The following is a 22949-nucleotide window of genomic DNA, read 5'->3' on the forward strand; positions in this document are numbered from 1 at the left end:
GGGATTGTTATGCTGTCAATGACGAATCCAGAAAAGCAAATCATGAAACCAATTGACCTGCCAGTATCGAAGTTTGTTTACAGCGAAAAACCACTAATTGAACAAGAACAACAACAGCCCGAATTCGAACTCACGCCTTTGAATCCGAAACTATAAAAAAATGAGCTTAGGAGAATGATCCATCTCCTAAGCTCATTTTTATTTTCAAAACTTTTTATAAAGGTGCCAGCCACCCCAACCCCCAGCTAACATAACCGGGACGGCAAAGAAATCTCCATAGATCTCTTTATGAAGGAATAGTTTTATTCCTATATAAATCCCCCAAGCGTTATCAATCCAAAAATCAGACGGATCAAAGTATCTTTCATGACGAATCTTCCTTTATGATGAATTGTACTTCCCTGATTTTAACATGAAAAATAAGGGAAGGATTTAACGATTTTTTAACGAACATTAATGCGTGAACATAAAGAAACGAGGGATCGTTATGCCATATTGTCAATTAAAGAAAGTGAATATGTATTATGAAGAAATCGGATCGGGAACACCGATCGTTATGATTCATGGATTCTCACCGGATCACCGTTTAATGAAAGGGTGTATGGAACCGATCTTCCAAGAGAAAGACGGCTATAGAAGAATCTATCTGGATTTGCCTGGAATGGGGCAGACGAAAGACTATGAAACCATCAACAATACGGATGAGATGTTAGAAGCAGTCATGGAATTAATAGAAAAGTTGATTCCAGGTGAAGACTTTCTGTTAGCGGGACAATCCTATGGAGGCTACATGATCAGAGGCATCATCACGAAAATGCCAGAACGTGTATTAGGTGCAGCACTGATCTGTCCGATGATCGTACCTGATCATGCAGACCGTACCTTGCCACAGCATAAAGCACTGCAGGTGGATGAGAACTTCCTCGCCACCTTAACAAAAGAAGAGAGGGAGGACTTCTTAGGGATCAATGTGAGGTTAAATGAACACACATGGAAAAGATATTCAGAAGAAGTCGTTTCAGGATTGAAAATAGCAGACTACGAGTTTCTCGCAAAAATCGAAAAAAATTACGGTTATACATTTGAAGTTGATCAAGTAGAATTCGCAAAACCAATGTTGTTCATTACCGGAAGACAGGACCATATCACAGGCTATAAAGATGTGTACGATATTCTCGACAATTATCCAAGAGCTACATTCTCAGTTATTGATGTTGCAGGACATAACTTGCATATCGATCAGCAGGAGATTCTAAACCTACAAATAAATGAGTGGATGGATCGAGTAAACGTGAATCGTCAGGAAAGCACACCGATTATTCCATAAAATGTAATGAATAAGAACGTTACATTAGGGGTGGCTTATGAAAAAGGTAATCATACTCGTTTGTTCTTCCATACTTTTTATCGGACTAACATCTTTTATTAAACAAGATGACAAATCAAAAACAGAAAACATCGTCCGTAAAACAGAACCCATATTCAGTAAAACAGAGGAAACAAAGAGTAAAGATGTAAGAGAAGAAGTATGGAACCAATTATCAACAGAAGATAAAAAGAGAGTTATTGGATCGTGGAAAGATGCAAAGATCAGGAAAATTATGCTTAGTCAGAGCATGGGTAACATTAACGATAAAAATGAAATAGGCCACGAAGTATATGTGATCGATTTTCAAGTAAAGAGTAATTCCATCCCTAATAATATGGTCGTGTATGCTGATTTAGAGGGACATAAACTGATTGGGCATGGTTATGTAGATTAATAAAAGAACAAGTATAATGGAAAACCATTTTCTATGATATAGAAGGTGGTTTTTTATAAGAATTATTTTTTGGGTATAGAGTTATTATTACAATTTAATTAGACATATGAAATAAGGGAGAGACTACTGTGCCAACTTACAATAAGCTTGTTCGTGACCGTATTCCTGAAATTATCGAAAAAAACGGAGAATCCTTTAATACTATAATTCTATCTGAAGAAGAATACATAAAAGAGTTAAAGAAAAAGTGCTACGAAGAACTGGATGAGTTTGCTGCTGCAGATAATGATAACGACGCAGTTGAAGAACTTGCTGACCTTCTTGAACTTATGCATGCACTCGCAACTGTTCATGGTACAGATATACATGAAATTGAAAGAGTCCGAAAAGAAAAAGCTGAAAAGCGTGGAGGGTTTCTAGATCGTATTTTTTTAATCGACGTTAAATAACAATATTGATAGTATGAGAATAATAGATTACTACTGAAAAGAGACGATTATTATGAGTCATAAATTGCAAGTTGGAGAAATGAAAATTGATTATTTAACGGATAAAGAAATTTGGGGACATTTCAATTATATCTTTTCTTCCAAATCCAAAAACTCTACCACATATAAATTTGTTTTAATTAAATCTCTCTTAGAAAATCTATACAACGTTAATGACAAATTGGAATTATCTTATGATGTTATATTTTCAAGTTTTTCAAAAATATATTGGAATCTGGTAATACATCATAATTTAAATCAAATAAACATGACAGGCAAAAAAGCAGAAGTACAAAAAGTACTGTTAGAAATTCAGAAAAAGTATAATATCCCTAACTCATTGGTGTTTGATAAGCTAACAAATGAATTGCAGATAAATATAGTTACCAAAGTCAAACGCAAAGGTAAGCTAAATGTAATGGGAGCAATATTTGGAGATACTAACGGTACAATTTATGACTTTGATAATAAACGAGAATATATAAAGATGAATCCCAGCATCTATTCATTTATGCAACGTTACCAAAGAGTTCTGACATACATGACGAATTACCACCTTGCTTTATTTTTGGAAAAGTTTAATGAGCAAGGTGACACTACTAATCTTCTAATGAAGGTTGAAAATGTGTCAAAAAGGTCTTCGTTGAATGAATATTATTTCATTCTAACTTCTTTTTACAACGGTAAATGTTTTTATTGTGGAAAACAAGTCAAAAATCGAGATTCTGTTCACATTGATCATTTCATTCCATGGAGTTTCGTTCAATCTGATCAACTATGGAATTTGGTTATCTCATGCAATCCTTGCAATTTATCAAAGAATGATAAATTAGCAATAGAACCCTTCTTACATTCTCTGCTTAATCGAAATGAAAGTTTAATTACTGACCCAGTCATTAAAGAAAGACAAGATATGAAGGTATATTCAGAAAAAAAACTGCTCGAATTATATCAATTCAGTAATGAAAATGGTTTTACTGATTTTTGGACTCCTAGAAAGATAATAATATAAACAAATTTATAAGTGGTATTAAATGAGAATCGCAAATAAGCGATTCTCTTTTTTATTACTTTTCACTCGACCAACACTCATGTACTATAGAAGCAAGAAATGGAATGGAACGATGGTTGGAACAACGGACCTTTGTCTTGCGGAAGAGAAAAAAGCTGAATAAACATTAATGATGCGCAAACTAATGGAGATAGATTGAAAAAACAGATGGAATAAGCAAAGCTACCATAGAGAAGTACACTGTTGTACGATGATGCTTTCTCAGAATATGAAGAGACTGTTTCCTGGGGGGAACTTGAACCGGACTTATGCGGAAATCGTAAGGCGATAAGGACAGAGGACGAGGGAGTTTTGTGACGTGTGTTTATCCGCCAAAAGCACTCTTCTTTGTAAAAGAAAACTATGCCCTGTAAATAGTACGGGAAAGGAATGTTAATATGACTGAAAGAAATGATCCCTGCCATTGCGGCAGCGGTAAGAAATATAAGAAGTGCTGTTTGGTGACAGAGAGTCAACTTATTGTCGTCCAAGGCGGTCGCAGTAATTCTCCTCAAATGTCACGTGAACTACAACAAACAGCAGATTATTTGCGATTAAACCCAACTGACTTTTATACAAAAGATCTTGCTCAATTTTTTTTGGATAAGGTAGAAGGAAAAAAGGCTCCGACCATTAAGAAGTATACTGAAACTCTCACATTTTTAGGGGAGATATTATCAGGTTTTGAAGCTGATGATTGGTCAGATCTTGAGCCTGATTTTTGGGAAGAAATCATATTGTTTGATTTTATAGAACTGTATGATCATGAACAAATGAAAATGAAGACTTTCTTCACTGTGCTTACCGAGTTTGCAAAATGGACCGATCAAAAGTACGACTGGAAGAATGAAAGCTCCGTTAGGATGATCCTAGCAAAGTACAATCAGGAGCTAATTGATAATCTTTTAAATCAAAGGATTCTTAGTAATTGTGTGGAGATTCGGAGCTTAAATGATCAAATGCGTATGTTGAGGAATCCCAGTGAGTTCACGGAAAGAGATGAAGAGAAGGTAGCTGGCTTGTTTTTAGTAGAAAAAGTTATGATTCCGATACTTCATACCGTTGATTTGATCTCAAAAGAGAAGTACTCCATTACCTTTGATGAAGACATGCCGGAAACCATCTGTCAGGGTATGATTTTTAATGCTGCGATTGCTAGAGAGAAAGGGAAGAGCAAATGGGAGTTTTGTGATCTGGACTGCATTTACCCTGCAGACGCACTTCCTTACATCAAGAAAAACTTTGAAGTATAGATGGAAAGCTTAAGGACAACGATGATCCTTAAGCTTTTTTCTTATTCATCATTTTCCAAGATAAGCTGTAATTGGAAAGCTACTGCTTTGTGATAACAAACATGAAAACGCCTTAATCCCAGATGCTAATTCTTTCAGCACCTGCTGTTCTTAAATAATCCAATAACTGGCCGGTATGAACGGATTCATGATAAGCAATCCGCAGCAGCATATCTCCTAAATCTCTTATGTACCCTGAATCTGAACGATCAATTTTAATATGATCTAAATCATCTTCTGAATAAGATTTAATGGTTTCTATAAATTGTTTGCGGTAAGGTTCTGCAAATTCCAACTCATCCTTTACAGTTGTGAATGGATGATTTTCGAAAGGTGATTCGAATACTGGTAAGCTTCCTCTATTTTCAATAGCAAGGTGATAATAATGTTCGCTTTCTAGTACGTGCCGAATCATCTCAAGGCAACTCATTGCTTCACCATCTGGCTTCCAGTGAAGTTTTTCCTCAGGAATGGATGTCCAGACTTTGATGCTTCTCCTTCTAATTTCGTTAAAATTAAGAATAAGTAATTCAATGGACTTCATTAAAATCCCCCTTTAAATTTCTATTTACATTATACTTGAGCACACACTTATAAAAAAGCTTGCTCCAATTAAGGAACAAGCTTTTGTTTAATCCTCGCTATTTTCCACGATATGCTTCAATATCGACAGCTTGTTGCTCCAGAACTTCTCGTAATAAGAAAGCCATTGCTGCACCTCAGTCAACGGTTCTGGGTTAAGGTGATAGATCTTTTCCCTGCCTTCTTTTCGCCCTTTGATGAGCTCGGCATCTGTTAAAATTTGCAGGTGCTTTGTTACGGCTGTTCGGGTGATGTCAAAGTGATCGGCAATCTCAGAGATCGGCCGTTCGTTCTCTGAGAGCAGCCGTAATACTTCTCGTCTCGTCGGATCGGCAATTGCTTTAAAGACATCGTGTTTTTCTGCTGAAGCAGACATTATCCCTCAACGACCTTTTTCAATCGTTCGTTCACAAGGCCAACCCAGCCGCCGTTCATGCGATCACGGATAATTGAACTCTTTTCGCCTGCTTTTCCAATGATTGAATTTTCATCTTTCCATCCGCCATGAATAAGTGTGAATTCAGTTTGCTCACCTAACTCTTTTAATAAAAACGTAACGATCCAGCCGTCATTATCCCAAGCGAAAGATACCTTATGAGGCTCATCGATCTCAAGCACTTTGCACGGTGATGGACCAAAAGGGGACTGAATGTGAAACTCGTGTCCAACTTCAGCTTTGAAGTCGTTTGGCATAAACCAAGCTGTCATGCCTTCAGCTGTAGATACCTTGTCCCACACTTTTTGAATCGGTGCGTTAAAAATCGCCGTTTGTTTAATATCTTGTAATGTCGTCATGTTTTACCCTCCATTTTGAAATAACACCATTTGGTTACATGTTGATGATATAACACCTTATGGTTATATGTCAATTGAATGTTATCACTTAAAATTTTTCTTGATGAAAGTAGAGAGAATTGCTTTCTGGATATATATGTTAAAATGGGTATGGAGAATAGGTATGGGAAACGGGGTTAGATGATGAACGAATCCATTTCACCGAATGAAACGAAACACATTCCAGCAACCGTGAATATAGTTTTACAAACGTACTTTAAAATGGTGGATGAAAAGCTGCCGAACTTACTGGAATCCTTTTATCTGTTTGGCTCGGTATCGATTGTTGCTTATCAAGAGGGATTAAGTGATATCGACTTTTATGCGGTCGTAAAAAGGAAGTTAACAAAAGCTGACCTTGAAGTGTTAAAACAGATTCATCAGGATATGAAGGGACAGTTTCCGAAACCGGGCTTAGATGGCATGTATGTGATGAGAGATGATTTGGAAGGACATAATGAAGGAGAATCATCATGTCCGTATTTTAATGAAGGAAATCTGCAAGGATTCAGACCTTTTCACCGAAACTGGATTGACGCCTATCAATTAAAGAAGTACGGAATTGTTGTAAAGGGTCTTCCGGTAGAATCGTATAACTATCCAGTTGACTGGAACCTCTTGAAAACGAATCTGGTAGAGAACATCAACGGTTATTGGCTGAACTGGGTAAACAGGTGTAAAAGAGTTACGTCGCTGCAATACCTTGGTCTTTTCGTAAGTCCTAGCATGATCGAGTGGGGAGTGCTTGGTGTAACGCGTCTGTATTACTCGTTGAGAGAAGAGGATATCACATCAAAAATGGGAGCAGGGGAGTATGCACTCAAAACAGTTCCGGAAGAATATCACCTCATCATCCGTGAAGCATTAAGAATCAGAAATGGAAATACGTTTTCTCTGTATAGTTCTATTTTTAAGAGAAGAAGAGACACGCTGAAGTACATGAAATTTATGATCAAGGCATGTAATGAATAGATCTGAATGGTACTTGTTTTATCAGTAGAGTGTGTTTTTAGCACATGTGAACATATATTTCCCTTTCTATCAGGTTTCAAATAATTTATAATTATCATATAATAGTAAATTTAAATTCCGTAAATAATTGTAATGGTGCTTTTGAATTGGTTTTAATAGAGACATAAAACAGTGTGTGACGAGGTTATCACCTTCGCTTGGTGTTGCCTGAATCTTTACTGCAAATTTTAATGGAAAAGGTTGATAAAAATGAGCAACAAAGAAACTAAAACAGACGTCATTTTAATCGGTGCCGGAATCATGAGTGCGACTCTGGGGACGCTCTTGAAAGAACTCGTACCGGAATGGGAAGTTAAAGTGTTTGAGAAGCTCGAAACCGCAGGAGAAGAAAGTTCTAATGAATGGAATAATGCTGGAACAGGGCATGCGGCACTGTGCGAGCTGAACTACACGGAACAAAAGCCCGATGGATCTGTCGATATTAGTAAAGCGATAAAAATAAATGAGCAATTTCAGCTATCCATGCAATTCTGGTCTTATCTCGTAAAAAGAAAACTGATACACAATCCAAAAGACTTTATTATGCCATTGCCTCATATGAGTATGGTGCAAGGGGAAGAAAATGTAGCGTATTTAAAGAATCGTTTTGAAGCGATGTCAAAAAATCCTTTGTTCAAAGGGATGGAGTTTTCTGATGACCATGGGAAACTGTTAGAGTGGATTCCGCTTATTATGGAAGGACGATCTGTTAACGAAGCGATAGCAGCAACGAAAATAGACGCTGGAACGGATGTTAACTTTGGTGCTTTAACGCGCATGCTGTTTGACCATTTAAAAGCGAAAAACGTTGATGTGAAATACAAACATAGTGTTGAAAATATTAACCGCACGAGTGATGACGCGTGGGAATTGAAAATCAAGAATCTTGTTAGCGGTAACATAGAACGACATAAAGCAAAATTCGTCTTTATCGGAGGCGGAGGTGGAAGTCTTCATTTACTGCAAAAATCCGGTATTCCTGAAGGCAAACATATTGGAGGGTTCCCGGTAAGCGGTATCTTCATGGTTTGTAAAAATAAGGATGTCATCGAACAGCAGCATGCTAAAGTATACGGCAAAGCGAAGGTTGGTGCGCCGCCAATGTCTGTGCCGCATCTGGATACAAGATTTATCGACAATAAAAAGTCGTTGCTGTTTGGTCCATTTGCAGGCTTCTCGCCAAAGTTCTTGAAAACGGGTTCCCTGTTTGATTTAGTCACTTCCGTAAAGCCGAACAATGTTTTAACAATGCTGGCAGCTGGCGCAAAAGAGATGTCACTGACAAAATACTTGATTCAGCAAGTCCTGTTATCGAAAGAACAACGCATGGAAGAACTGCGTGAGTTTATCCCAAATGCTAAAGCAGAGGATTGGGATTTAGTCGTTGCAGGTCAGCGTGTACAAGTAATCAAAGACACGGAAGCCGGAAAAGGAACTCTTCAATTTGGTACAGAAGTGATCACTTCGGCAGATGGTTCGATCGCAGCATTACTAGGTGCTTCTCCGGGTGCATCTACTGCCGTTCACGTTATGCTAGAGGTCATCAACAAATGCTTCCCAGAGCACGTGAAGAAATGGGAACCAAAAATCAAAGAGATGATTCCTTCTTATGGCATGTCACTAATGGAAAACCCTGAGCTTCTGCACGAAGTCAAAACTTCAACAGCAAAAACGCTTGGTCTAAGTGCAAGCGAAAAAAAAGAACTCGCGTTTAGTTAATTCTATAAAATTATTGAGAACCTTTGATCGATTGTTGATTGAAGGTTCTTTTTTACGTTTTTTTTCGATAAAAGGTGATTGGAGTGTAAGGTGCGAGACTCCTCGAAAATGAAAAATCACATTTTCTTCGTGCGATGTTACGCTGCCGAAGCCTTCCTTGTCCTGCGGGATCAGCGGGACAGGTGAGACACTTAAAGGTGCGTAGCGCCAATGTGGCTCACCGCTCGCCCCGCGGAAAGTGAGCATCCTGAAACGGAAATCACTAAAAACAACAATGGATACAAAATAGCCTTTTGCGGCATTCACGTTACCGAATCAAATCACGTGTAAAAAACAAGCACAGCTTCTATACTAAAGAAGAATATAACTATTGGAGGGATAACCATGCATATTGAAATGTGGACAGACTTTGCTTGACCATTCTGCTATATTGGCAAAAGGCGTCTGGAGGACGCTATTAAGCAGATTGATCATCCGATCGAAGTAACGTATCGATGCTACGAATTGGATCCAAACATGGAACGTGATGTAAAAGAAAATATATACGAAAAACTCTCGAAAAAATATGGGATGAGTATAGCGCAAGCAAAAGCAAACACGCAAAACATGGTGCAAATGGCGACTGAAGCTGGACTGGAATATCATATGGACAGTTTAATATTAACCAACACCTTTGATGCTCACCGTCTGACGATGTTTGCGAAATCGCAAGGTCTCATGAAAGAGATGACCGAACGGATTTTGCGAGCACATTTTACCGAATCCAAACATATTGGCGATCATGAAACGTTAACAGAACTTGCCGTAGAAGTTGGGTTGGATCGTAGAGATGTTGAAAAAATGCTCGCAAGTGATGAGATGGCAGACGCCGTCCGTGCTGATGAGCAAACAGCCAGACAGTATAACATTACAGGAGTGCCATTCTACCTGATTAATAAAAAGTACGCCCTCACCGGTGCACAGCCAACCGATGTATTTGTCCAGGCTTTGAATAAAATCATCGCCGAGGATAAAATTACCATGTTAAACGACAAAGACGGTATGATTTGTGATAATGATGGATGTGAAATACCGGAGAAGTAGTGTGGTTTGATTAAGAAAGAGTCTCGCGTGTGAGACTCTTTTTTCTATAAACAAATTTAGTAAATCCACTTATACATTTGGCTATATTGTAGAAATTTTAATCGTTGTACATCGAATAATCCACTTCACCTGAAATGTTTTTTAACCCATTTTCGCACAATTCCAGAGCCATTAAATAATCTTCTGATGGAGGCAGATTTTTCTGTGAGGCATGTATGCCGAATTCTGTTGAAGTTCTGAACCCGAAGCGTCGATAATAGCGGAAATCTCCTTCGACAACAATTCCCTTAAACCCTGAATCAGCAGCTAATTGAATGCCTTCCCGCAACATATATTCGCCAACGCCCTGACGCTGATTAGGAATGGCAACTGAAACTGGAGAAAGCATTAACACTTCATCTTCATGTTTTTGACTAATTGGAAACTTCGAGAGGACAAAATGACCAATAATCTTACCTTCATCTTCAACTACTAAATCAAATTCTGGAATATAAAATGGTTTTTCTCTTATCTTCTTTAACCATGCCTTTTCATATTCTCCATCCGTATGACCTGTGTTTTTAAAAATTTTACGAACAAAACTTTCTGTGTATTCAAATTCTCCTTTATGAATCGCTCTTATTTTCAAAACGGCTCCTCCAATGTCTTGTTAGACTTAATCACTACTGGATCTTCCATAAAAGCACCCAATTTTTAAAAAAGTAAATTTTAATCCGAGTAGGTTTCCCCCTTTTTTAAGTCTAAAAGATGTTTGTTGATTGAAATCTTATCATTATTGATCCACTTAACATTCGCTCTGTCCATTCTGTAATCATCATAAATCGTTTTTTCGAACCAAAGCGGACCTTCTAATTTGCCTAATACTCCATAAGCTGTAGTCGCCCCACCGTTTGTAAGGTAAAAATTGATTGTATGTTGTCCATCAGGGGAATGTGTAGTAAACATTAATTCTTCAGAGTAAAAAAACAGCCGCAGTACACCTATAAAAAGAACGAATGAGAGCATTAATGAAACAGTAATAGTATAACGACTTCTCCATTTTGAAATCCAATTTGTTTTATCTTTTAATCCTAAATAACCCAAGAAGAAAGCTATTATACTAAGAAACCAAAGAAAATATGATGGTGGGGCTACAACCCATCGTTGGGTAGATGTTGTATAAAACAAAAGTAAAGTGAACATCAAACACACCAAGCATAAATAGAACCCCGAAATATTATATTTTTTACTCAAAACCTCTACTCCTTTAATTGTTTTACGATTTTCAACAATGCTGCACTTTAGCTGAATATGAGCAGCAATATTATCCTTTCTACGAATTCGATTAAGATACGATTTTCTCCTTCCGACAAAAACCTGGAACATTATATGAAAAAAGCATACCTATTCAAATCAGAATAGATATGCCGCTTTTGCTGTATTAGCTATTTTCTCTATCCAAACTTCAAGGCAATTTTTTAATAGTGATTTTACGAGTGCAGAGCTCCTTGTAATCTGGGATGTGGTCGGTAGTGTCCGATCGGAATCTGGAGCAAACTCGTTTTTGTAATCTTGTTCAATTGATAGAGTTCATCATAAGTATTTACATCAAATCCTAAGATAGGATGCCCGCCCAAATTCAAAGCTAAGGCAGCCAATAGAAGGCGGTGAGATAAAATACCAGCTTCCATGTGTTGAATGCGGTGTCCCCGATATCCATAGGCATTTCGGTAATGATCTTTGTCGCCAACGATATTAAAAGAAAGCGGAATTTGTGTCATGTTTACAAATTCAGATAACAGTCCATCTTGTAAGGCGCTACGAAAATCTCCTAATTGAATATGTTTTAGAGCATGTGCTGAACCATCATATTGGTAAGCGCCATTCTGTAAGCCATCAATGTTATACGTACAGCAATGAAGTGAGACTCGGGAAGGGAGCTTGTGAAATGCATGGTCTAAATCATTTCGGTAAGAACTCGTAGAAATGGTTTCGTGTAATAGAGCGGAAAATGTAGGCTGATTGATCGGCTTCAAGATAAAATCCATTCCAGGTGAATATCGGTTTCGACAGGCGGATAAGAAGTCATATGTTAACCGTTCAATTTGTGGCAATTTGATAATCGGATAGTCGGCCTCATCGTTCTTTTGCTTTTCCGTCTTTGGATGGATTGCGAATTCATCCATCATGCATGCTTCATTCATCGTAATCAGGGTGGAATAGTCCCTGATCACTTTAGATCGAACGTAATGATGATGGGTGAGTGGTTTCATCTCGCTGCACAATTGTTCAGCCGTAATACGTTCTACCGGCTTATCACGAAACCAATGCATCGCTTTTTCCACGGAAAGCGGAATGACTCCATACACACTTTCTTCTTGCTCATTCAACCCTAATAGGTGATTAACTGCGCGATCAAGAAAGTGGTAATAGACTCCTGTTTCAAATCCAAATCGCTTACTAACTTCGAGAAGCTGGCCGATCACAAACCCTGAGTCGAGTCCTTGCAAACGGTAAGAGAAGTTGTGGTATTTGAAAAAGTTCTTCCAAAAAAACGTCGAGATAAAAACAGCCCCGAATGTGGAGGAAATGTCACAGCGATTGCCAAGAGCTTTATTTAAGTAGTCATCAAAATTGCCTTCTCTCAAACAAACCAAACGATGGTGTGCAGTATCATAATGATAAATGCCTGATGGAAGGTCATCGATTTTTAAGTAGAGATAAAGTTCGTTTGGATACAAACCGCCACCGGATGGAACGAAGCGCCGCAATGTTGCCCACGTATCCGTTTGACCCGCAAACGGCATTGATTCGCTAAACTGTGTGATTCCGAACGTAAGCATAAGAAAGTGACCGATCTCTTTAAGGCCTGGTTTGGCGTTTCTTTCTTTTTGTTCGAGCTGAAATGGTATGTCTGCGGGTAAGTCCACGACAGGTAAGTCTCGGTAAATTTTATAGGGAAGAGGGGCGTCGTCCCAGTTCACCTCCCAGTCAGGGGGGATGACTTTGTCTGTTTCATAATGAAGTTTATACAAAAACTCATCGAGGTTCATTGCTTTTCCCCCTTAGGTTTTTACGGAAACGGGTGCGGGTAAGGATTGAGCTCGTTAAACTTCAGCGGTCTTTTTACATATCCAAGCTTTGCTGGAATCTTCAGCACCCGATCCAGTCCTTTTAGCCGGGTGAGGTGATGTCCAAATGTCATCGGCAGCATCCCTGGTATCACGACTTTTACACAATGAAGGGCATTTCGTTTCAATTCAGGACTTGTTTGATCCACGACAATGACTTCAAGCTTCAGCTGTTTAAAAACGTCTAAGACCGCCTGTAGATCATCTAAAAGATCAGCGGATTTACGAACGGGACCAAATTCCTTGTGAAAATCTTTGACAAGACGTTTATCAAGCAGGAAGTACAAGCGTTTCTCCGCTTCTTTTAAACCGTACAGCATCGAATGGTCTTCCATTTGCTGAACGAGGTGCGAATGTTTGTACATCTGCACATATTTCTTTTTATTTTTTTCAAAGGTATCGTCCATGTTGAGAAGCATGCCGGCGAGTTCCTGAACGGCTCCTTTTACAGCCCGAAGCGGATCAACATGTGCTCCTGCTGCACATAACAGGTTCATGCCTTTTTCCTTCGTGTTTTTAGCCAAGGCCCAAATGCTCGGAATACCGTTCTCGGTAGTTGCATTAAATAAATGAACCTCAAATCCGGTGACAGCATGTATACGCTGGATCATGAGCTGCAGTTCCTGGTCGTCTATGGATTTATTATCAAGACGCGGGATCGGGAGTTCAGCGTACCACGTCATAAGGAACGAATCCCGCTCTACAATTTCGAAAATGCCATAAAGGATGGCTTCCTCTAAGCTTCCACCGACTGCACAGCCGTTAGATGTTTCATAAACAAAGCCTTCACCGCCACCTAAGCTGTAATAAGCGAAAATCTCTGGGACCAAGATCGGACGGTTCTCTGTTAAGGAATAACCCCAAACCCAATGAATGGGACGGTCTTCATCCAATGGTCTGAAAGGGAAGTCAGGCAATTCGTATTGTTTCTCTGTATGCAGTCCAATGGATTGAGGATCAATGGCGTATTTTTCCACCTTTGAATAAGGCTCATACACCTGCGTTCGTTTTCCTTTTGGTGAATAACCGCAATTTCTCTCGAGTCCTTCTAAAATGCCCGCAAGTTCACTTTGCGCATAAGATTGCGTACGACCGGCATTCAGTTCATTGCCTGACAATAAAGGAAGATTCACGATCGTATCGGCAAAAGGGGAAGTGAAGTCATATCTTTTAAAATTAAGAAGCCCCGTCCGGCTGTCTAAGTAGTCCTGGCTTAGAACCGTCTGTAGATCGTCCATGGAGCGGCATCGGTAGCTATCAATCGATGTCTTTGGACTTTGTTTCAGTTCTATTTTTGCGAGGTCCGCTGTATCCTCTGGCAGATCACTGCACACGTGGCAATAGGGGTCAGGCAAAATGAAATGGCGAGACAGCCTGAGCGTGTTTAGATGAAGAAAAAGTACGTGCTCATGTGTCTGCGCTTTTTCACCGTTAAAAAATCTATGAACCTCTTCTTGAACGAGAAGGGAAGTTTGCCATAATCCTAGATTTGTTGCCCATGGGTCTTGCTGGATATTACGCTGATCCATCTTATATTCTTTTATTTGAAATTGTTCTCTCCGGTCTGGTCCCGTCATAAAACGGCGAACATCTGCACATTGCGAGCACCCTTTTTTGTCAGGAAGAACAAGGGGGCCAATGTTTGCTTCGCCAAATGCTATGAATCCCCTAAGCCATGGGATACCGCTTGAGCGAAAGACGTCATCAGCCTTTAGATGTTCAGCCGGTCTCCAGGAATCATGGAGCACTAACGCTAGATTTTCTCCATTCGGACTAGCTTCATCCATAGAGGACCAGCGCGTAATTTGATAGATTCCACTCAGCTCTTTGTATACATAATCAGCCAACAAACCTTCTCCGACAACGGCGATTGAGTGGCTCATGTAAGTTCCTCCCCGCTTATCGTCATCCCAAATAGGCCAGCTGTGTTCTCTTCAAAAATTGATTCCGCATGGAGAACAAAGAACTGTGCCTGCATATTATTTCTTTTTAATGTGTGTAAGGCTGTAGTGAATGTTTCTTTGAGCGGCTTCTTTTTAAAAGGTGGAACCGGAACCTTGTGTGGTACTGGGTCATGCTTCATCAGATCAGCGGAGGAAATGACAACGCCATATGGATTGCGTGACGTCTCTTTATTTTGTGCGTCCATCACAGCGGTTTGTAATGCCCTATTTAAAGCCATTTTCATATCCAGCCCGACACTTCCATACCAATGACCATTCGAACCAACCCAAACAACAGGAAAACCGAATAACGCCTGACCTAAATACAGTTCTGGTTTTGATTGTAAAGTTGATAGAGCTCTTATTAAAAATTGAGAGCGAGAATCTCTTAGTGGCTTACTGTCTAATTTTGATTGAAGGATGGCACCGTTAGCCGTATGTTTTACAAATTCCTCATGAAGCCCATTTTGCAGTGCCCTGCATAATCCTTCTAAGGCGGTTGCCCCGGTTCCAATACCTAGTATTGCTTTATTATATTGACTTACATAACTTTCAAGTCCGCAGAGACCTGCTTCTAAACGCGCTTCTTCGTGTGTAAGTCCTGAACAGACAATCTCAGGCTGAAGCCGTGCAGGGCTGTCTGAACGCGGATCTGCCACCTGAACTTTACATTGTGACAAGGGAAGCTGCAGTAAGTCTTCTTCTTCCCAACAATAAAAAATGCCAGATTCTTTTGAAGTCATTTGATAAAACAAAGCATGCAAATCGTTTTGCACTTTGTTTCTTTTTTCTAAAAATAGAAGCGGATCTTGAATTGCTTCCTTATGAATACGGCCAGTCACTAGGGGATGGGGAATAGCGCTGTGCCAGTTTCCTTCTAGCGTTTCCAAGTTAAGCAGGTAAAAGGGACGCTCATTTGTATTTTCAAATACTTTGGCTTGTACGCCGGTGATTTCTTTGAACAGTTCAAAAACAGCTGCATTTGCTAACAATGAACCGGCTGTTGAGGAGAAGGATTGGTTATCATTTTTCGGACGTTCATGAATCCTGCGGTAAGCAGACTCCCAGCACGATTCCGATTCAGCTGAAACGAACGGTCCGGCAAAAGCTAGATTTTTTATGATCGTTACGGGCAGAAAATGCTTACGTTGTACTTTGCAAACGTTTTGAATGGTACGAAGCTCATCTAGGTCACCGTCTTTTGTTCCATAAAGGATGAAATCGAACGATTCTAGCATTTCGCCCCATGCCTTATTTTCTGGACTTACAATCGTAATTTTTGTATCTGAATCTGACTTGCTTGCATCACCTAAGATCTCACTTAACCGAAGCTCTTCGTTTTGATTTAGATCCCCTGGCAGGATGCTGAAGCGAGTGTGTCCGGATTGAACCAATGAATGAACGAGAGAGAGAAGAAGACTGCCTGAACCCATTACAGCTACTTTCGACTGACGAAAGACTTGAAATCGGTATCCGCCAGAGTCACTGATATGATTTAAATATTCGATTTGGGAAGCGTATTTCATTTGAATGTGATCGGGTAGCTGATGGGGGAGATCCGCGCTGACATCACGCACAAATCCGTTCTCAATTAAAACTTGAGCAATTTTATACACCTGATCTTTGTACGAATCGGGTAAGCCGGCCGTTATATGTTCGAGTGAACGATTTCCGTCGAACATGGGAATTAATCGTTCCAGCCATTTTTCAATGGTGCTTCCATCCATTCGAATAGAAGTTACATTGTTTCGAATATAGACGCCATTGTTCGATTGTGGCAAAACAAAAGTATCTCTATTCACCTTCAAACACATTGAAGGATTAAATGCTTGCATGGTACCCCTCCTTTTCAGAACGCTTAACATATTTGCATCAATTTATTTGTATGGATTCCTTTTGTCCATTATGTCTAGCCAACGGTAAAAGCCCTGCACATTCCATGCAGGGCAATTTTTAAATGATAATACATTCTTGGGACAAATTAACGACAGCTGCCTCCGTCACAACGGTCTGGCCCACGTCCGCAATGTCCTCCGCAGCCGCCACATCGGCCACCGCAACCTCCGCATCCACCACAGCGGGCACAACGAGCACATCCACCGCAACCTCCGCATCCACCACAGCCACCACAGCCGCCGCAGAAGCCGATACAGAAACCAACGCAGAAAAATAACCCAACGCACTGCCTAGCTTGATCACTTGAATTTTGACCTTGTGGATATTGTGGCGTACCTCCGCTGACATGCAGATCACCAGTATTCAAACCTTCTAGATTCCATTGGTGTTTCTCATCCAATAAAAACACCTCCTCATCTATTTGTCATACTAGAATCGAGTTGAGAATGGCAAAATCATCTCAAATTCCTCATAATAAATTATGGGGAAAGCATGTCCTAAGTTACTATCTGTTGTAAGAGAAGGATCTTTCATGTATGAGGTACTGCCATTGCAATTGAAAAGTACCATCCAATCGCCATCATCAACCTAGGAACATCTGGCGGTCATGACCCGAACTTAAATGTTTTTGTTGATATCGTATTAGGAAAAAGAACGGTAAACTTGGGTTCTTTAAAGACACCCCCAGCGGAAGAAAATGAAGGAATTCATCCGACCGAAACGATGATGCTAGGGATGTTGGAACCGGTTTTCTCATATACGCAACTAGAAGGAAAGTTCTGGCTACAGAAGTTTAAATAAGCTATCCAAATTAGAAAAATATTTAAAAAATAAGAGTGACAAAATCATCTACTCCGTAATACAATATACTAGTAGTATGTAACACGGGATAACGAGGTCACTTAATAGTGGGATGCAGAAATGTTTTTACAAAAATTAGTTGACACCCTCACTACTCAGTGTTACATTATACATGTAATAAGTATTACTTAATAGCTCGATTTCCCGAAAGCTGTTAAGTAAAAAATTTTTGTTCGGTACTAAGTTATACTGGATATAAGTCAGACCAAATAGAGGAGGCTATGACAATAGAACATTTAACTGAAATGCTAAAGGGTTCACTGGAAGGCTGCGTGCTGGAAATCATCAGCCGCCATGAAACATATGGCTACGAGATTACCCGACGTTTGAATGAGATTGGATTTACTGAAGTCGTGGAGGGGACGGTCTACACGATCCTCGTGCGATTAGAAAAGAAGAAACTGGTGAGCATAGAAAAGAAACCGTCAGATATGGGTCCGCCACGCAAGTTTTACTCACTTAATGAGGCTGGACGCCAAGAGCTTGATTTATTTTGGAAAAAATGGGACTTTGTATCATCGAAAATCAACGTCTTAAAGTCAACATAGATTCATAACATATTCCGTCCGATCTTTTTGGAATGTCTTGTTCAGTTTTATTAAAAAGGAGGAAAAATAATATGTTGGAAATGTTCAAAAAAATGATTGGTGATAAAAAAGAGTACAAAATGATGATGGCTCGGGTTGAGGCTTTACCAGAGGATTACCAGTTTGTATTTAAAAAAATTCAAAACTACATGTGGAATTTCTCAGCAGGCAACGGAATGGATATGCTGCACATGCAGTATGAATTAATCGAGTTGTTTGAAGCCGGTGCGGCCGATGGCAGACAAGTGCTTGAAATCACCGGGGATGACGTAGCTGCCTTTGCCGATGAGTTAGTGGCAAACGCTAAAACGTATGTCGCCAAGTATCGTGAGGAATTGAATCAGAGTATCAAGAAGCATTTGGAAAAAGAATGAATTCAATATAAATAATACTGACTGAATAGCTAGTTAAAAATGTCGATTTTGCTATTCGGTTATATTTTTAATCCAGTAGTAAGTGTTACAGAATATAAGTCATACTAAATAGCTGAGTTTCGGCAATCTAGCTGTGCAAGGCGCTATTTTATAAGGAGGCAAACAAAATGAACGAATTGGTGATTGCTGTAAAAGAGTTGGAAAAATCCTATAAAGATAAGGAAGTATTAAAGGGAGTGGATTTTGAGGTGAGGCGTGGCGAAATTTTCGCATTGCTGGGTTCAAATGGAGCGGGCAAGACAACGACGGTCAATATCCTCTCGACACTGATGAAGCCCGATGGCGGAAAAGCAAGTATTTGCGGCTTTGATGTCCAGCGTCAACCGGATCAGGTTCGCCAGAGCATCAGCCTGACAGGACAATTCGCAGCTGTAGATGGCATGCTCACCGGGCATGAAAACCTGATGATGATCGCCCAGTTGCGGGGAGTTTCTAATCCTGCTCAAGTCGCAGACAATCTGCTCAGAAGATTCAGTCTGACCGATGCTGCCAACCGCCGGGCAGACCAATATTCAGGTGGGATGAAGCGCCGGCTGGACATCGCTATGAGCCTGATCGGGGAGCCGGCAGTCATTTTTCTCGACGAGCCGACGACAGGACTTGACCCAGAAGCACGTATTGAAGTCTGGAATACCGTCAAGGAGCTTGCCAGCAGCGGTACGACCATCCTGCTTACGACCCAGTACCTGGAGGAAGCAGAACAACTAGCGGACAGGATCGCCATCCTGCATGGCGGAAAAATTATCAAGACCGGTACTCTTACCGAACTCAAAGAGATGTTTCCTCCAGCAAAAGTGGAGTACATCGAGAAGCAGCCGACATTGGAAGAAATTTTCCTCTCAATTATCAGCAATAAGGAGGCAATGTAAATGAAAAGCAAAACAGGAGTATTACTAGGACGATTAATGCGCAACATCATGCGCAGCCCTGATACGATTATCACGGTGGCGATTACGCCGATTATGATGATGCTGCTATTTGTCTATGTATTTGGCGGAGCCATAGAGACAGGCACGGACAACTACGTCAATTATTTATTGCCGGGAATCTTACTGATGGCTATCGCATCCGGCGTCGCGTACACGTCAGTAAGGCTGTTTACGGATGTAAAGAGCGGGTTGATGGCGCGTTTCCTTACAATGCCCATTAAGCGCTCGTCGGTATTGTGGGCACACGTGTTGACCTCGCTTGTTTCCAATGCGCTTACTATCATGATAGTTATTCTCGTCGCGCTTTTGATGGGCTTCCGTTCCAGCGCTGGTCTATTGGAGTGGCTCGCGATAGCTGGGATCTTCGCGCTGTTTACGCTGGCGTTGACATGGCTGGCGGTCATTCCCGGATTGACAGCGGGGTCAATGGAAGGGGCAACAGCTTACTCATACCCATTGATTTTCCTGCCGTTTATCAGTTCGGCCTTTGTTCCTACCGAAACCATGCCAAAAGTTGTCCGTGCGTTCGCTGAGAACCAGCCCGTGACTTCAATCGTGAATGCAGTCCGTGCACTATTGTATGAAGGAGCTGTTGGCAGTGATATATGGGTAGCGCTTGCTTGGTGTGTCGGTATCATGGTCATCGCTTATTTCTTCGCTAGTAAAAAGTTTAAACGCCAGTTAGGGTAAGAATTTACAACGGGTAGTGCTACTTCGCAGGAGGAGGAATGAAAAGAACAAGTCACATAGATATAATTGACCGTATATTTTGAAGCAAAATGGTATTGATAAGCTAGTGGGTTTGCTATTTCCCGTTTTCAAGGTGATTGTGCTACCACTTTTGAAGCTATTAAAGGGATAATTGCTGGTTTCATAGTTTGTACCATTATTTAAACGAAAAACCAAACTTGCTACGGTTTGGTTTTTCTTATTGTAACGTATTATCTCACATAAAACTCAGGTGGCTCGATGCCTAGTATTCTAAGGTAAGTATAACCCTGTCCTCTGTGGTGGATCTCATTTTCCAAGCTGTATTGAAGTCTTGCAAAGTGGCTTTGTTCTTCACCGAAAAAGGGATCTTTAACCATTATGTTAAGTCTCTCTGCAGGCATTTCACTCCACAATTTTCTCGTCTCTTCCCGCACTTTGTTACTCACTTTAATTAACTCTTCTTTTGCAGATATCCCAGCAAACAAATCTTCATACTCCCAAACATCGAGTGTAATTCCACGGACATAACCGTTTTCAATATTCATGATTTCCTTAACCATTTCTGCGAAGGGGCGGAGCTTTTCGTCAGGTGAATAGTTGAATAATTTGTCTTCGGGAAATGCTTCAATTATACGCATCGTTAATCTTCTGTTGCCTTCTAAAATCTCAAACAAATCCTCTTTTGTTAAAATCATTTTTTCACTCTCCTTTGATATAAGTACTTTAATAAAAGTTCTTTTAAATAGTAATAAGTCCTGCCAGCAAATTTAGCTGTAAAATAAAGCTTTTTTCGTATTTATCGTTGTTTTTGAAAGTAGTTGATTTCCGTTTCAGGCTGCTCGCTTTCCTCGGGACAGGAGGTGAGACACACTCGGAAGAAAATCGATTGAAATTCCATGCAGATTCTTTCCTCAGAAAATTGCCGTTGACGGGGGGATGGATAGACATGATATTCAGAAGGAAATTGCTGATGAGGCGTCACATTGGCTTGCTCCAGGAGGTCATTTGCTTGTTGAGACTAGCGAACGTCAAGCGACTCAAACTCTTAAAATCTTTAATAGAAATGGACTTTTATCGCGTGTTGTAAGTTCCGGTGAATTAGATGCTACTGTCGTTTATTGGAACAAAACAGGAAGCTAAAGGTTAGCAGTTAATCGAATAAAATGCGGACTATGCTTTCTGGCAAATTAGTTAATAGGTATATCTCATTTTTTATAGGTGATAATTATGGATGAATAGACCTTAGGAGATGTTAGCATGATCTTTATCTATAACGATTATGGAGGAACGCATACGACGTCACTTGCTGCGGCGTTCCATTTGAAGAAGCTTCCACATAATCAGCCACTGACAAAAGAACAAATACTGAATGTAGATTACTTTAACAAACTCAAGACATCGGATATGGGAAAAATCATTTTTCATGGGGTCGATGAGGATGGTCACTCTGTTTATACAGTCGGCCGAGGCAACTCCAAGATTTTCGTGCCGGGTTTGAAAAACTTGTTCGAACTGCTGCAGAAGGATAGCCATTCTGCCGAAAGAATTGTTTTCTCCAATACATCACCAACAGTGCCGATTGCAATGACGTTTGGCGGGTTGTTTTCAAGGCGGCTCGGAATCGACTTTATCGGTGTTCCACTCTTAGTAAGGGGAGCCAAACAAGCCTCCGCTCATATTGAGTATTTGGTAGAACATACGAAAGAAAGAGCGAGACTTTCTGATGAACCCGTCTTAGTTTTAGAAAACACAAAAGAGCTTTTGTATGCTTAAAAAATGAATTGTAAAAAGCTTCCCTGAGAAAGGAAGCTTTTTAAATCTTAAAAATTTAGAGCTTTTGCGAGAGTAGAAGTGATCTTGATGTTATCAAATGAGACGCCCAGCTGGACAGCGGTCTGTGCAATCTCGGGCCGCAAACCAGAAAGGATCGGATCAATGCCTAACAGCTTTAAAGAATCAACCAGCTTAAATATTTGATGAGCGACCATCGTGTCGATGACTAAAACACCAGATAGATCGATGAAAAGTCTATCAATGTTCTTTTTAGTGCATTGCTCTAGTGTCGTTTCAATCATATGCTGTGCACGGTTCGTATCAATATCACCAACAATAGGGAGCAGACCTGTATCGCGGCTTAATTGAATGACGGGAGAACTAAGCTCTGTGATCACGTCCCGCTGAATATCTAACTTTCCAAGAGCATTCTGATAATCAGCTTCTACATATTTTAAAATGATGAGATTAATCGCATCAATGATTGAACGGTTCCATGCAAGGGATTCTTCTGGCACAAAATCTCCAAATTCTTGTTTTAAAAAATCTTGTATAAGGTCCAGAAAAAGATCTTGCGTTCGTTGAAGTTCTCTTAAGATAAAGTGAAGTGGCGTATTTAAAAAATCACGGTTTTTAATCATAACATCTATATAGGCATCCAGCCCTAACTGGAATATTTCATTATCTTCTGAAAAAACAGTACATAGCATCAGATGAAATTTATGATTGGATTCTCTGTATGATTCTATTGTGTGAGGATCTCTCGATGCAAAGACACCTGTAGTATCATCTTTTAGAAGGGTAGCATACCAATTCTCTGAGGAATCTTTTGCTCGGTTCAATAAATATTGCTGCAGTTCGTAGTTCATTTGTTTCCTCCAT

Annotated in this window: 27 protein-coding genes and 1 pseudogene; 17 read left to right on the top strand and 11 right to left on the bottom strand. The window is 40.0% G+C overall.

Going from position 1 to position 22949, the window contains the following annotated elements:
• Window positions 1-9 precede the first annotated feature (9 nt).
• The 7 genes from J2X07_RS03160 (at window position 10) to J2X07_RS03190 (ending at window position 4555) form a co-directional block, all read left to right on the top strand.
• Window positions 10-156, top strand: coding sequence for a hypothetical protein (locus J2X07_RS03160; protein ID WP_310256346.1), 147 nt, complete (start codon window positions 10-12; stop codon window positions 154-156).
• A 331-nt stretch (window positions 157-487) separates the two neighbouring features.
• Window positions 488-1327, top strand: a complete 840-nt coding sequence (locus J2X07_RS03165; protein ID WP_310256348.1) for an alpha/beta fold hydrolase — start codon at window positions 488-490, stop codon at window positions 1325-1327.
• A gap of 37 nt (window positions 1328-1364) precedes the next feature.
• A complete protein-coding gene (locus J2X07_RS03170; protein WP_310256350.1) occupies window positions 1365-1763 on the top strand; it encodes a hypothetical protein in 399 nt (132 codons plus the stop codon).
• A 128-nt stretch (window positions 1764-1891) separates the two neighbouring features.
• Entirely contained in the window at window positions 1892-2212 is a 321-nt protein-coding gene (locus J2X07_RS03175) for a nucleoside triphosphate pyrophosphohydrolase (protein WP_310256351.1), read from the top strand.
• Between the two features lie 52 nt (window positions 2213-2264).
• Window positions 2265-3263 (top strand): HNH endonuclease, encoded by a 999-nt coding sequence (locus J2X07_RS03180; RefSeq protein WP_310256352.1) that lies wholly within the window; start codon window positions 2265-2267, stop codon window positions 3261-3263.
• Between the two features lie 22 nt (window positions 3264-3285).
• Entirely contained in the window at window positions 3286-3426 is a 141-nt protein-coding gene (locus J2X07_RS03185) for a hypothetical protein (RefSeq protein WP_310256353.1), read from the top strand.
• A 274-nt stretch (window positions 3427-3700) separates the two neighbouring features.
• Window positions 3701-4555, top strand: coding sequence for an SEC-C metal-binding domain-containing protein (locus J2X07_RS03190; RefSeq protein ID WP_310256355.1), 855 nt, complete (start codon window positions 3701-3703; stop codon window positions 4553-4555).
• Window positions 4556-4667: 112 nt separating this feature from the next.
• Here J2X07_RS03190 and J2X07_RS03195 read toward each other — a convergent pair whose 3' ends face one another.
• The 3 genes from J2X07_RS03195 to J2X07_RS03205 all read right to left on the bottom strand — a co-directional run bounded on the left by J2X07_RS03195 (window position 4668) and on the right by J2X07_RS03205 (window position 5971).
• Window positions 4668-5138: a DinB family protein gene (locus J2X07_RS03195; protein WP_310256357.1), complete on the bottom strand. Its 471-nt coding sequence runs from the start codon at window positions 5136-5138 to the stop codon at window positions 4668-4670.
• An 87-nt stretch (window positions 5139-5225) separates the two neighbouring features.
• Window positions 5226-5552, bottom strand: a complete 327-nt coding sequence (locus J2X07_RS03200) for an ArsR/SmtB family transcription factor (RefSeq protein WP_310256359.1) — start codon at window positions 5550-5552, stop codon at window positions 5226-5228.
• Complete coding sequence (locus J2X07_RS03205; RefSeq protein ID WP_310256361.1) at window positions 5552-5971, bottom strand: SRPBCC family protein; 420 nt, start codon at window positions 5969-5971, stop codon at window positions 5552-5554. Before J2X07_RS03205 ends, J2X07_RS03200 begins: the two co-directional genes overlap by 1 nt.
• A gap of 180 nt (window positions 5972-6151) precedes the next feature.
• Here J2X07_RS03205 and J2X07_RS03210 point away from each other — a divergent pair, with 180 nt between their 5' ends.
• The 3 genes from J2X07_RS03210 to J2X07_RS03220 all read left to right on the top strand — a co-directional run bounded on the left by J2X07_RS03210 (window position 6152) and on the right by J2X07_RS03220 (window position 9823).
• On the top strand, window positions 6152-6982 hold the full coding sequence (locus J2X07_RS03210) for an aminoglycoside adenylyltransferase domain-containing protein (RefSeq protein WP_310256362.1): 831 nt from the start codon (window positions 6152-6154) through the stop codon (window positions 6980-6982).
• A gap of 249 nt (window positions 6983-7231) precedes the next feature.
• Entirely contained in the window at window positions 7232-8740 is a 1509-nt protein-coding gene (locus J2X07_RS03215; protein ID WP_310256364.1) for a malate:quinone oxidoreductase, read from the top strand.
• 429 nt (window positions 8741-9169) lie between these two features.
• Entirely contained in the window at window positions 9170-9823 is a 654-nt protein-coding gene (locus J2X07_RS03220; protein WP_310257380.1) for a DsbA family oxidoreductase, read from the top strand.
• Window positions 9824-9920: 97 nt separating this feature from the next.
• Here the strand turns inward: J2X07_RS03220 and J2X07_RS03225 are convergent, their stop codons facing one another.
• The 6 genes from J2X07_RS03225 to J2X07_RS03250 all read right to left on the bottom strand — a co-directional run bounded on the left by J2X07_RS03225 (window position 9921) and on the right by J2X07_RS03250 (window position 17120).
• A complete protein-coding gene (locus tag J2X07_RS03225; protein ID WP_310256367.1) occupies window positions 9921-10451 on the bottom strand; it encodes a GNAT family N-acetyltransferase in 531 nt (176 codons plus the stop codon).
• A gap of 80 nt (window positions 10452-10531) precedes the next feature.
• Entirely contained in the window at window positions 10532-11056 is a 525-nt protein-coding gene (locus J2X07_RS03230) for a DUF5412 family protein (protein WP_310256369.1), read from the bottom strand.
• A gap of 236 nt (window positions 11057-11292) precedes the next feature.
• Window positions 11293-12855: a SagB family peptide dehydrogenase gene (locus tag J2X07_RS03235; RefSeq protein ID WP_310256371.1), complete on the bottom strand. Its 1563-nt coding sequence runs from the start codon at window positions 12853-12855 to the stop codon at window positions 11293-11295.
• A 20-nt stretch (window positions 12856-12875) separates the two neighbouring features.
• Window positions 12876-14816 carry a TOMM precursor leader peptide-binding protein gene (locus J2X07_RS03240; protein WP_310256373.1) on the bottom strand — a complete coding sequence of 647 codons (1941 nt, stop codon included), beginning with the start codon at window positions 14814-14816 and terminating at the stop codon, window positions 12876-12878.
• The gene (locus J2X07_RS03245) at window positions 14813-16711 is read right to left on the bottom strand and encodes a putative thiazole-containing bacteriocin maturation protein (RefSeq protein ID WP_310256375.1); all 1899 of its coding nucleotides are present in this window, start codon (window positions 16709-16711) and stop codon (window positions 14813-14815) included. Before J2X07_RS03245 ends, J2X07_RS03240 begins: the two co-directional genes overlap by 4 nt.
• Window positions 16712-16829: 118 nt before the next feature.
• Window positions 16830-17120 carry a hypothetical protein gene (locus J2X07_RS03250; protein ID WP_310256377.1) on the bottom strand — a complete coding sequence of 97 codons (291 nt, stop codon included), beginning with the start codon at window positions 17118-17120 and terminating at the stop codon, window positions 16830-16832.
• Window positions 17121-17315: 195 nt separating this feature from the next.
• Between J2X07_RS03250 and J2X07_RS03255 the strand changes: the two are divergent.
• From J2X07_RS03255 to J2X07_RS03275, 5 genes and pseudogenes are all read left to right on the top strand, one after another.
• Window positions 17316-17513, top strand: a pseudogene (locus J2X07_RS03255) (5'-methylthioadenosine nucleosidase); the annotation flags it as partial.
• A gap of 347 nt (window positions 17514-17860) precedes the next feature.
• On the top strand, window positions 17861-18181 hold the full coding sequence (locus J2X07_RS03260; RefSeq protein ID WP_310257382.1) for a PadR family transcriptional regulator: 321 nt from the start codon (window positions 17861-17863) through the stop codon (window positions 18179-18181).
• Between the two features lie 71 nt (window positions 18182-18252).
• On the top strand, window positions 18253-18594 hold the full coding sequence (locus J2X07_RS03265; protein ID WP_310256378.1) for a DUF1048 domain-containing protein: 342 nt from the start codon (window positions 18253-18255) through the stop codon (window positions 18592-18594).
• Window positions 18595-18761: 167 nt separating this feature from the next.
• Window positions 18762-19523, top strand: coding sequence for an ABC transporter ATP-binding protein (locus J2X07_RS03270; RefSeq protein WP_310256379.1), 762 nt, complete (start codon window positions 18762-18764; stop codon window positions 19521-19523).
• Window positions 19524-20273, top strand: coding sequence for an ABC transporter permease (locus J2X07_RS03275; protein WP_310256381.1), 750 nt, complete (start codon window positions 19524-19526; stop codon window positions 20271-20273).
• A gap of 251 nt (window positions 20274-20524) precedes the next feature.
• Here the strand turns inward: J2X07_RS03275 and J2X07_RS03280 are convergent, their stop codons facing one another.
• Window positions 20525-20989, bottom strand: a complete 465-nt coding sequence (locus J2X07_RS03280) for a DinB family protein (protein WP_310256382.1) — start codon at window positions 20987-20989, stop codon at window positions 20525-20527.
• A 241-nt stretch (window positions 20990-21230) separates the two neighbouring features.
• Between J2X07_RS03280 and J2X07_RS03285 the strand changes: the two genes are divergently transcribed.
• On the top strand, window positions 21231-21434 hold the full coding sequence (locus J2X07_RS03285; protein WP_310256383.1) for a hypothetical protein: 204 nt from the start codon (window positions 21231-21233) through the stop codon (window positions 21432-21434).
• A gap of 117 nt (window positions 21435-21551) precedes the next feature.
• Window positions 21552-22067 carry a DUF3189 family protein gene (locus J2X07_RS03290; protein ID WP_310256384.1) on the top strand — a complete coding sequence of 172 codons (516 nt, stop codon included), beginning with the start codon at window positions 21552-21554 and terminating at the stop codon, window positions 22065-22067.
• 47 nt (window positions 22068-22114) lie between these two features.
• Here the strand turns inward: J2X07_RS03290 and J2X07_RS03295 are convergent, their stop codons facing one another.
• On the bottom strand, window positions 22115-22936 hold the full coding sequence (locus tag J2X07_RS03295) for an STAS domain-containing protein (protein WP_310256386.1): 822 nt from the start codon (window positions 22934-22936) through the stop codon (window positions 22115-22117).
• Window positions 22937-22949: the final 13 nt, after the last annotated feature.

The organism is Fictibacillus barbaricus (assembly GCF_031457135.1).
GTDB classification, from domain to species: Bacteria; Bacillota; Bacilli; order Bacillales; family Fictibacillaceae; genus Fictibacillus; species Fictibacillus barbaricus_A.

Excerpts from the sequence above, each read along its gene's own strand:
- J2X07_RS03160 (WP_310256346.1), top strand. The coding sequence starts at position 10 with ATGCTGTCAATGACGAATCCAGAAAAGCAAATCATGAAACCAATTGAC.
- J2X07_RS03165 (WP_310256348.1), top strand. The coding sequence starts at position 488 with ATGCCATATTGTCAATTAAAGAAAGTGAATATGTATTATGAAGAAATC.
- J2X07_RS03170 (WP_310256350.1), top strand. The coding sequence starts at position 1,365 with ATGAAAAAGGTAATCATACTCGTTTGTTCTTCCATACTTTTTATCGGA.
- J2X07_RS03180 (WP_310256352.1), top strand. The coding sequence starts at position 2,265 with ATGAGTCATAAATTGCAAGTTGGAGAAATGAAAATTGATTATTTAACG.
- J2X07_RS03185 (WP_310256353.1), top strand. The coding sequence starts at position 3,286 with ATGAGAATCGCAAATAAGCGATTCTCTTTTTTATTACTTTTCACTCGA.
- J2X07_RS03190 (WP_310256355.1), top strand. The coding sequence starts at position 3,701 with ATGACTGAAAGAAATGATCCCTGCCATTGCGGCAGCGGTAAGAAATAT.
- J2X07_RS03195 (WP_310256357.1), bottom strand. The coding sequence starts at position 5,138 with ATGAAGTCCATTGAATTACTTATTCTTAATTTTAACGAAATTAGAAGG.
- J2X07_RS03200 (WP_310256359.1), bottom strand. The coding sequence starts at position 5,552 with ATGTCTGCTTCAGCAGAAAAACACGATGTCTTTAAAGCAATTGCCGAT.
- J2X07_RS03205 (WP_310256361.1), bottom strand. The coding sequence starts at position 5,971 with ATGACGACATTACAAGATATTAAACAAACGGCGATTTTTAACGCACCG.
- J2X07_RS03210 (WP_310256362.1), top strand. The coding sequence starts at position 6,152 with ATGATGAACGAATCCATTTCACCGAATGAAACGAAACACATTCCAGCA.
- J2X07_RS03215 (WP_310256364.1), top strand. The coding sequence starts at position 7,232 with ATGAGCAACAAAGAAACTAAAACAGACGTCATTTTAATCGGTGCCGGA.
- J2X07_RS03235 (WP_310256371.1), bottom strand. The coding sequence starts at position 12,855 with ATGAACCTCGATGAGTTTTTGTATAAACTTCATTATGAAACAGACAAA.
- J2X07_RS03240 (WP_310256373.1), bottom strand. The coding sequence starts at position 14,816 with ATGAGCCACTCAATCGCCGTTGTCGGAGAAGGTTTGTTGGCTGATTAT.
- J2X07_RS03245 (WP_310256375.1), bottom strand. The coding sequence starts at position 16,711 with ATGCAAGCATTTAATCCTTCAATGTGTTTGAAGGTGAATAGAGATACT.
- J2X07_RS03250 (WP_310256377.1), bottom strand. The coding sequence starts at position 17,120 with ATGTCAGCGGAGGTACGCCACAATATCCACAAGGTCAAAATTCAAGTG.
- J2X07_RS03265 (WP_310256378.1), top strand. The coding sequence starts at position 18,253 with ATGTTGGAAATGTTCAAAAAAATGATTGGTGATAAAAAAGAGTACAAA.
- J2X07_RS03270 (WP_310256379.1), top strand. The coding sequence starts at position 18,762 with ATGAACGAATTGGTGATTGCTGTAAAAGAGTTGGAAAAATCCTATAAA.
- J2X07_RS03275 (WP_310256381.1), top strand. The coding sequence starts at position 19,524 with ATGAAAAGCAAAACAGGAGTATTACTAGGACGATTAATGCGCAACATC.
- J2X07_RS03280 (WP_310256382.1), bottom strand. The coding sequence starts at position 20,989 with ATGATTTTAACAAAAGAGGATTTGTTTGAGATTTTAGAAGGCAACAGA.
- J2X07_RS03285 (WP_310256383.1), top strand. The coding sequence starts at position 21,231 with ATGGATAGACATGATATTCAGAAGGAAATTGCTGATGAGGCGTCACAT.
- J2X07_RS03290 (WP_310256384.1), top strand. The coding sequence starts at position 21,552 with ATGATCTTTATCTATAACGATTATGGAGGAACGCATACGACGTCACTT.
- J2X07_RS03295 (WP_310256386.1), bottom strand. The coding sequence starts at position 22,936 with ATGAACTACGAACTGCAGCAATATTTATTGAACCGAGCAAAAGATTCC.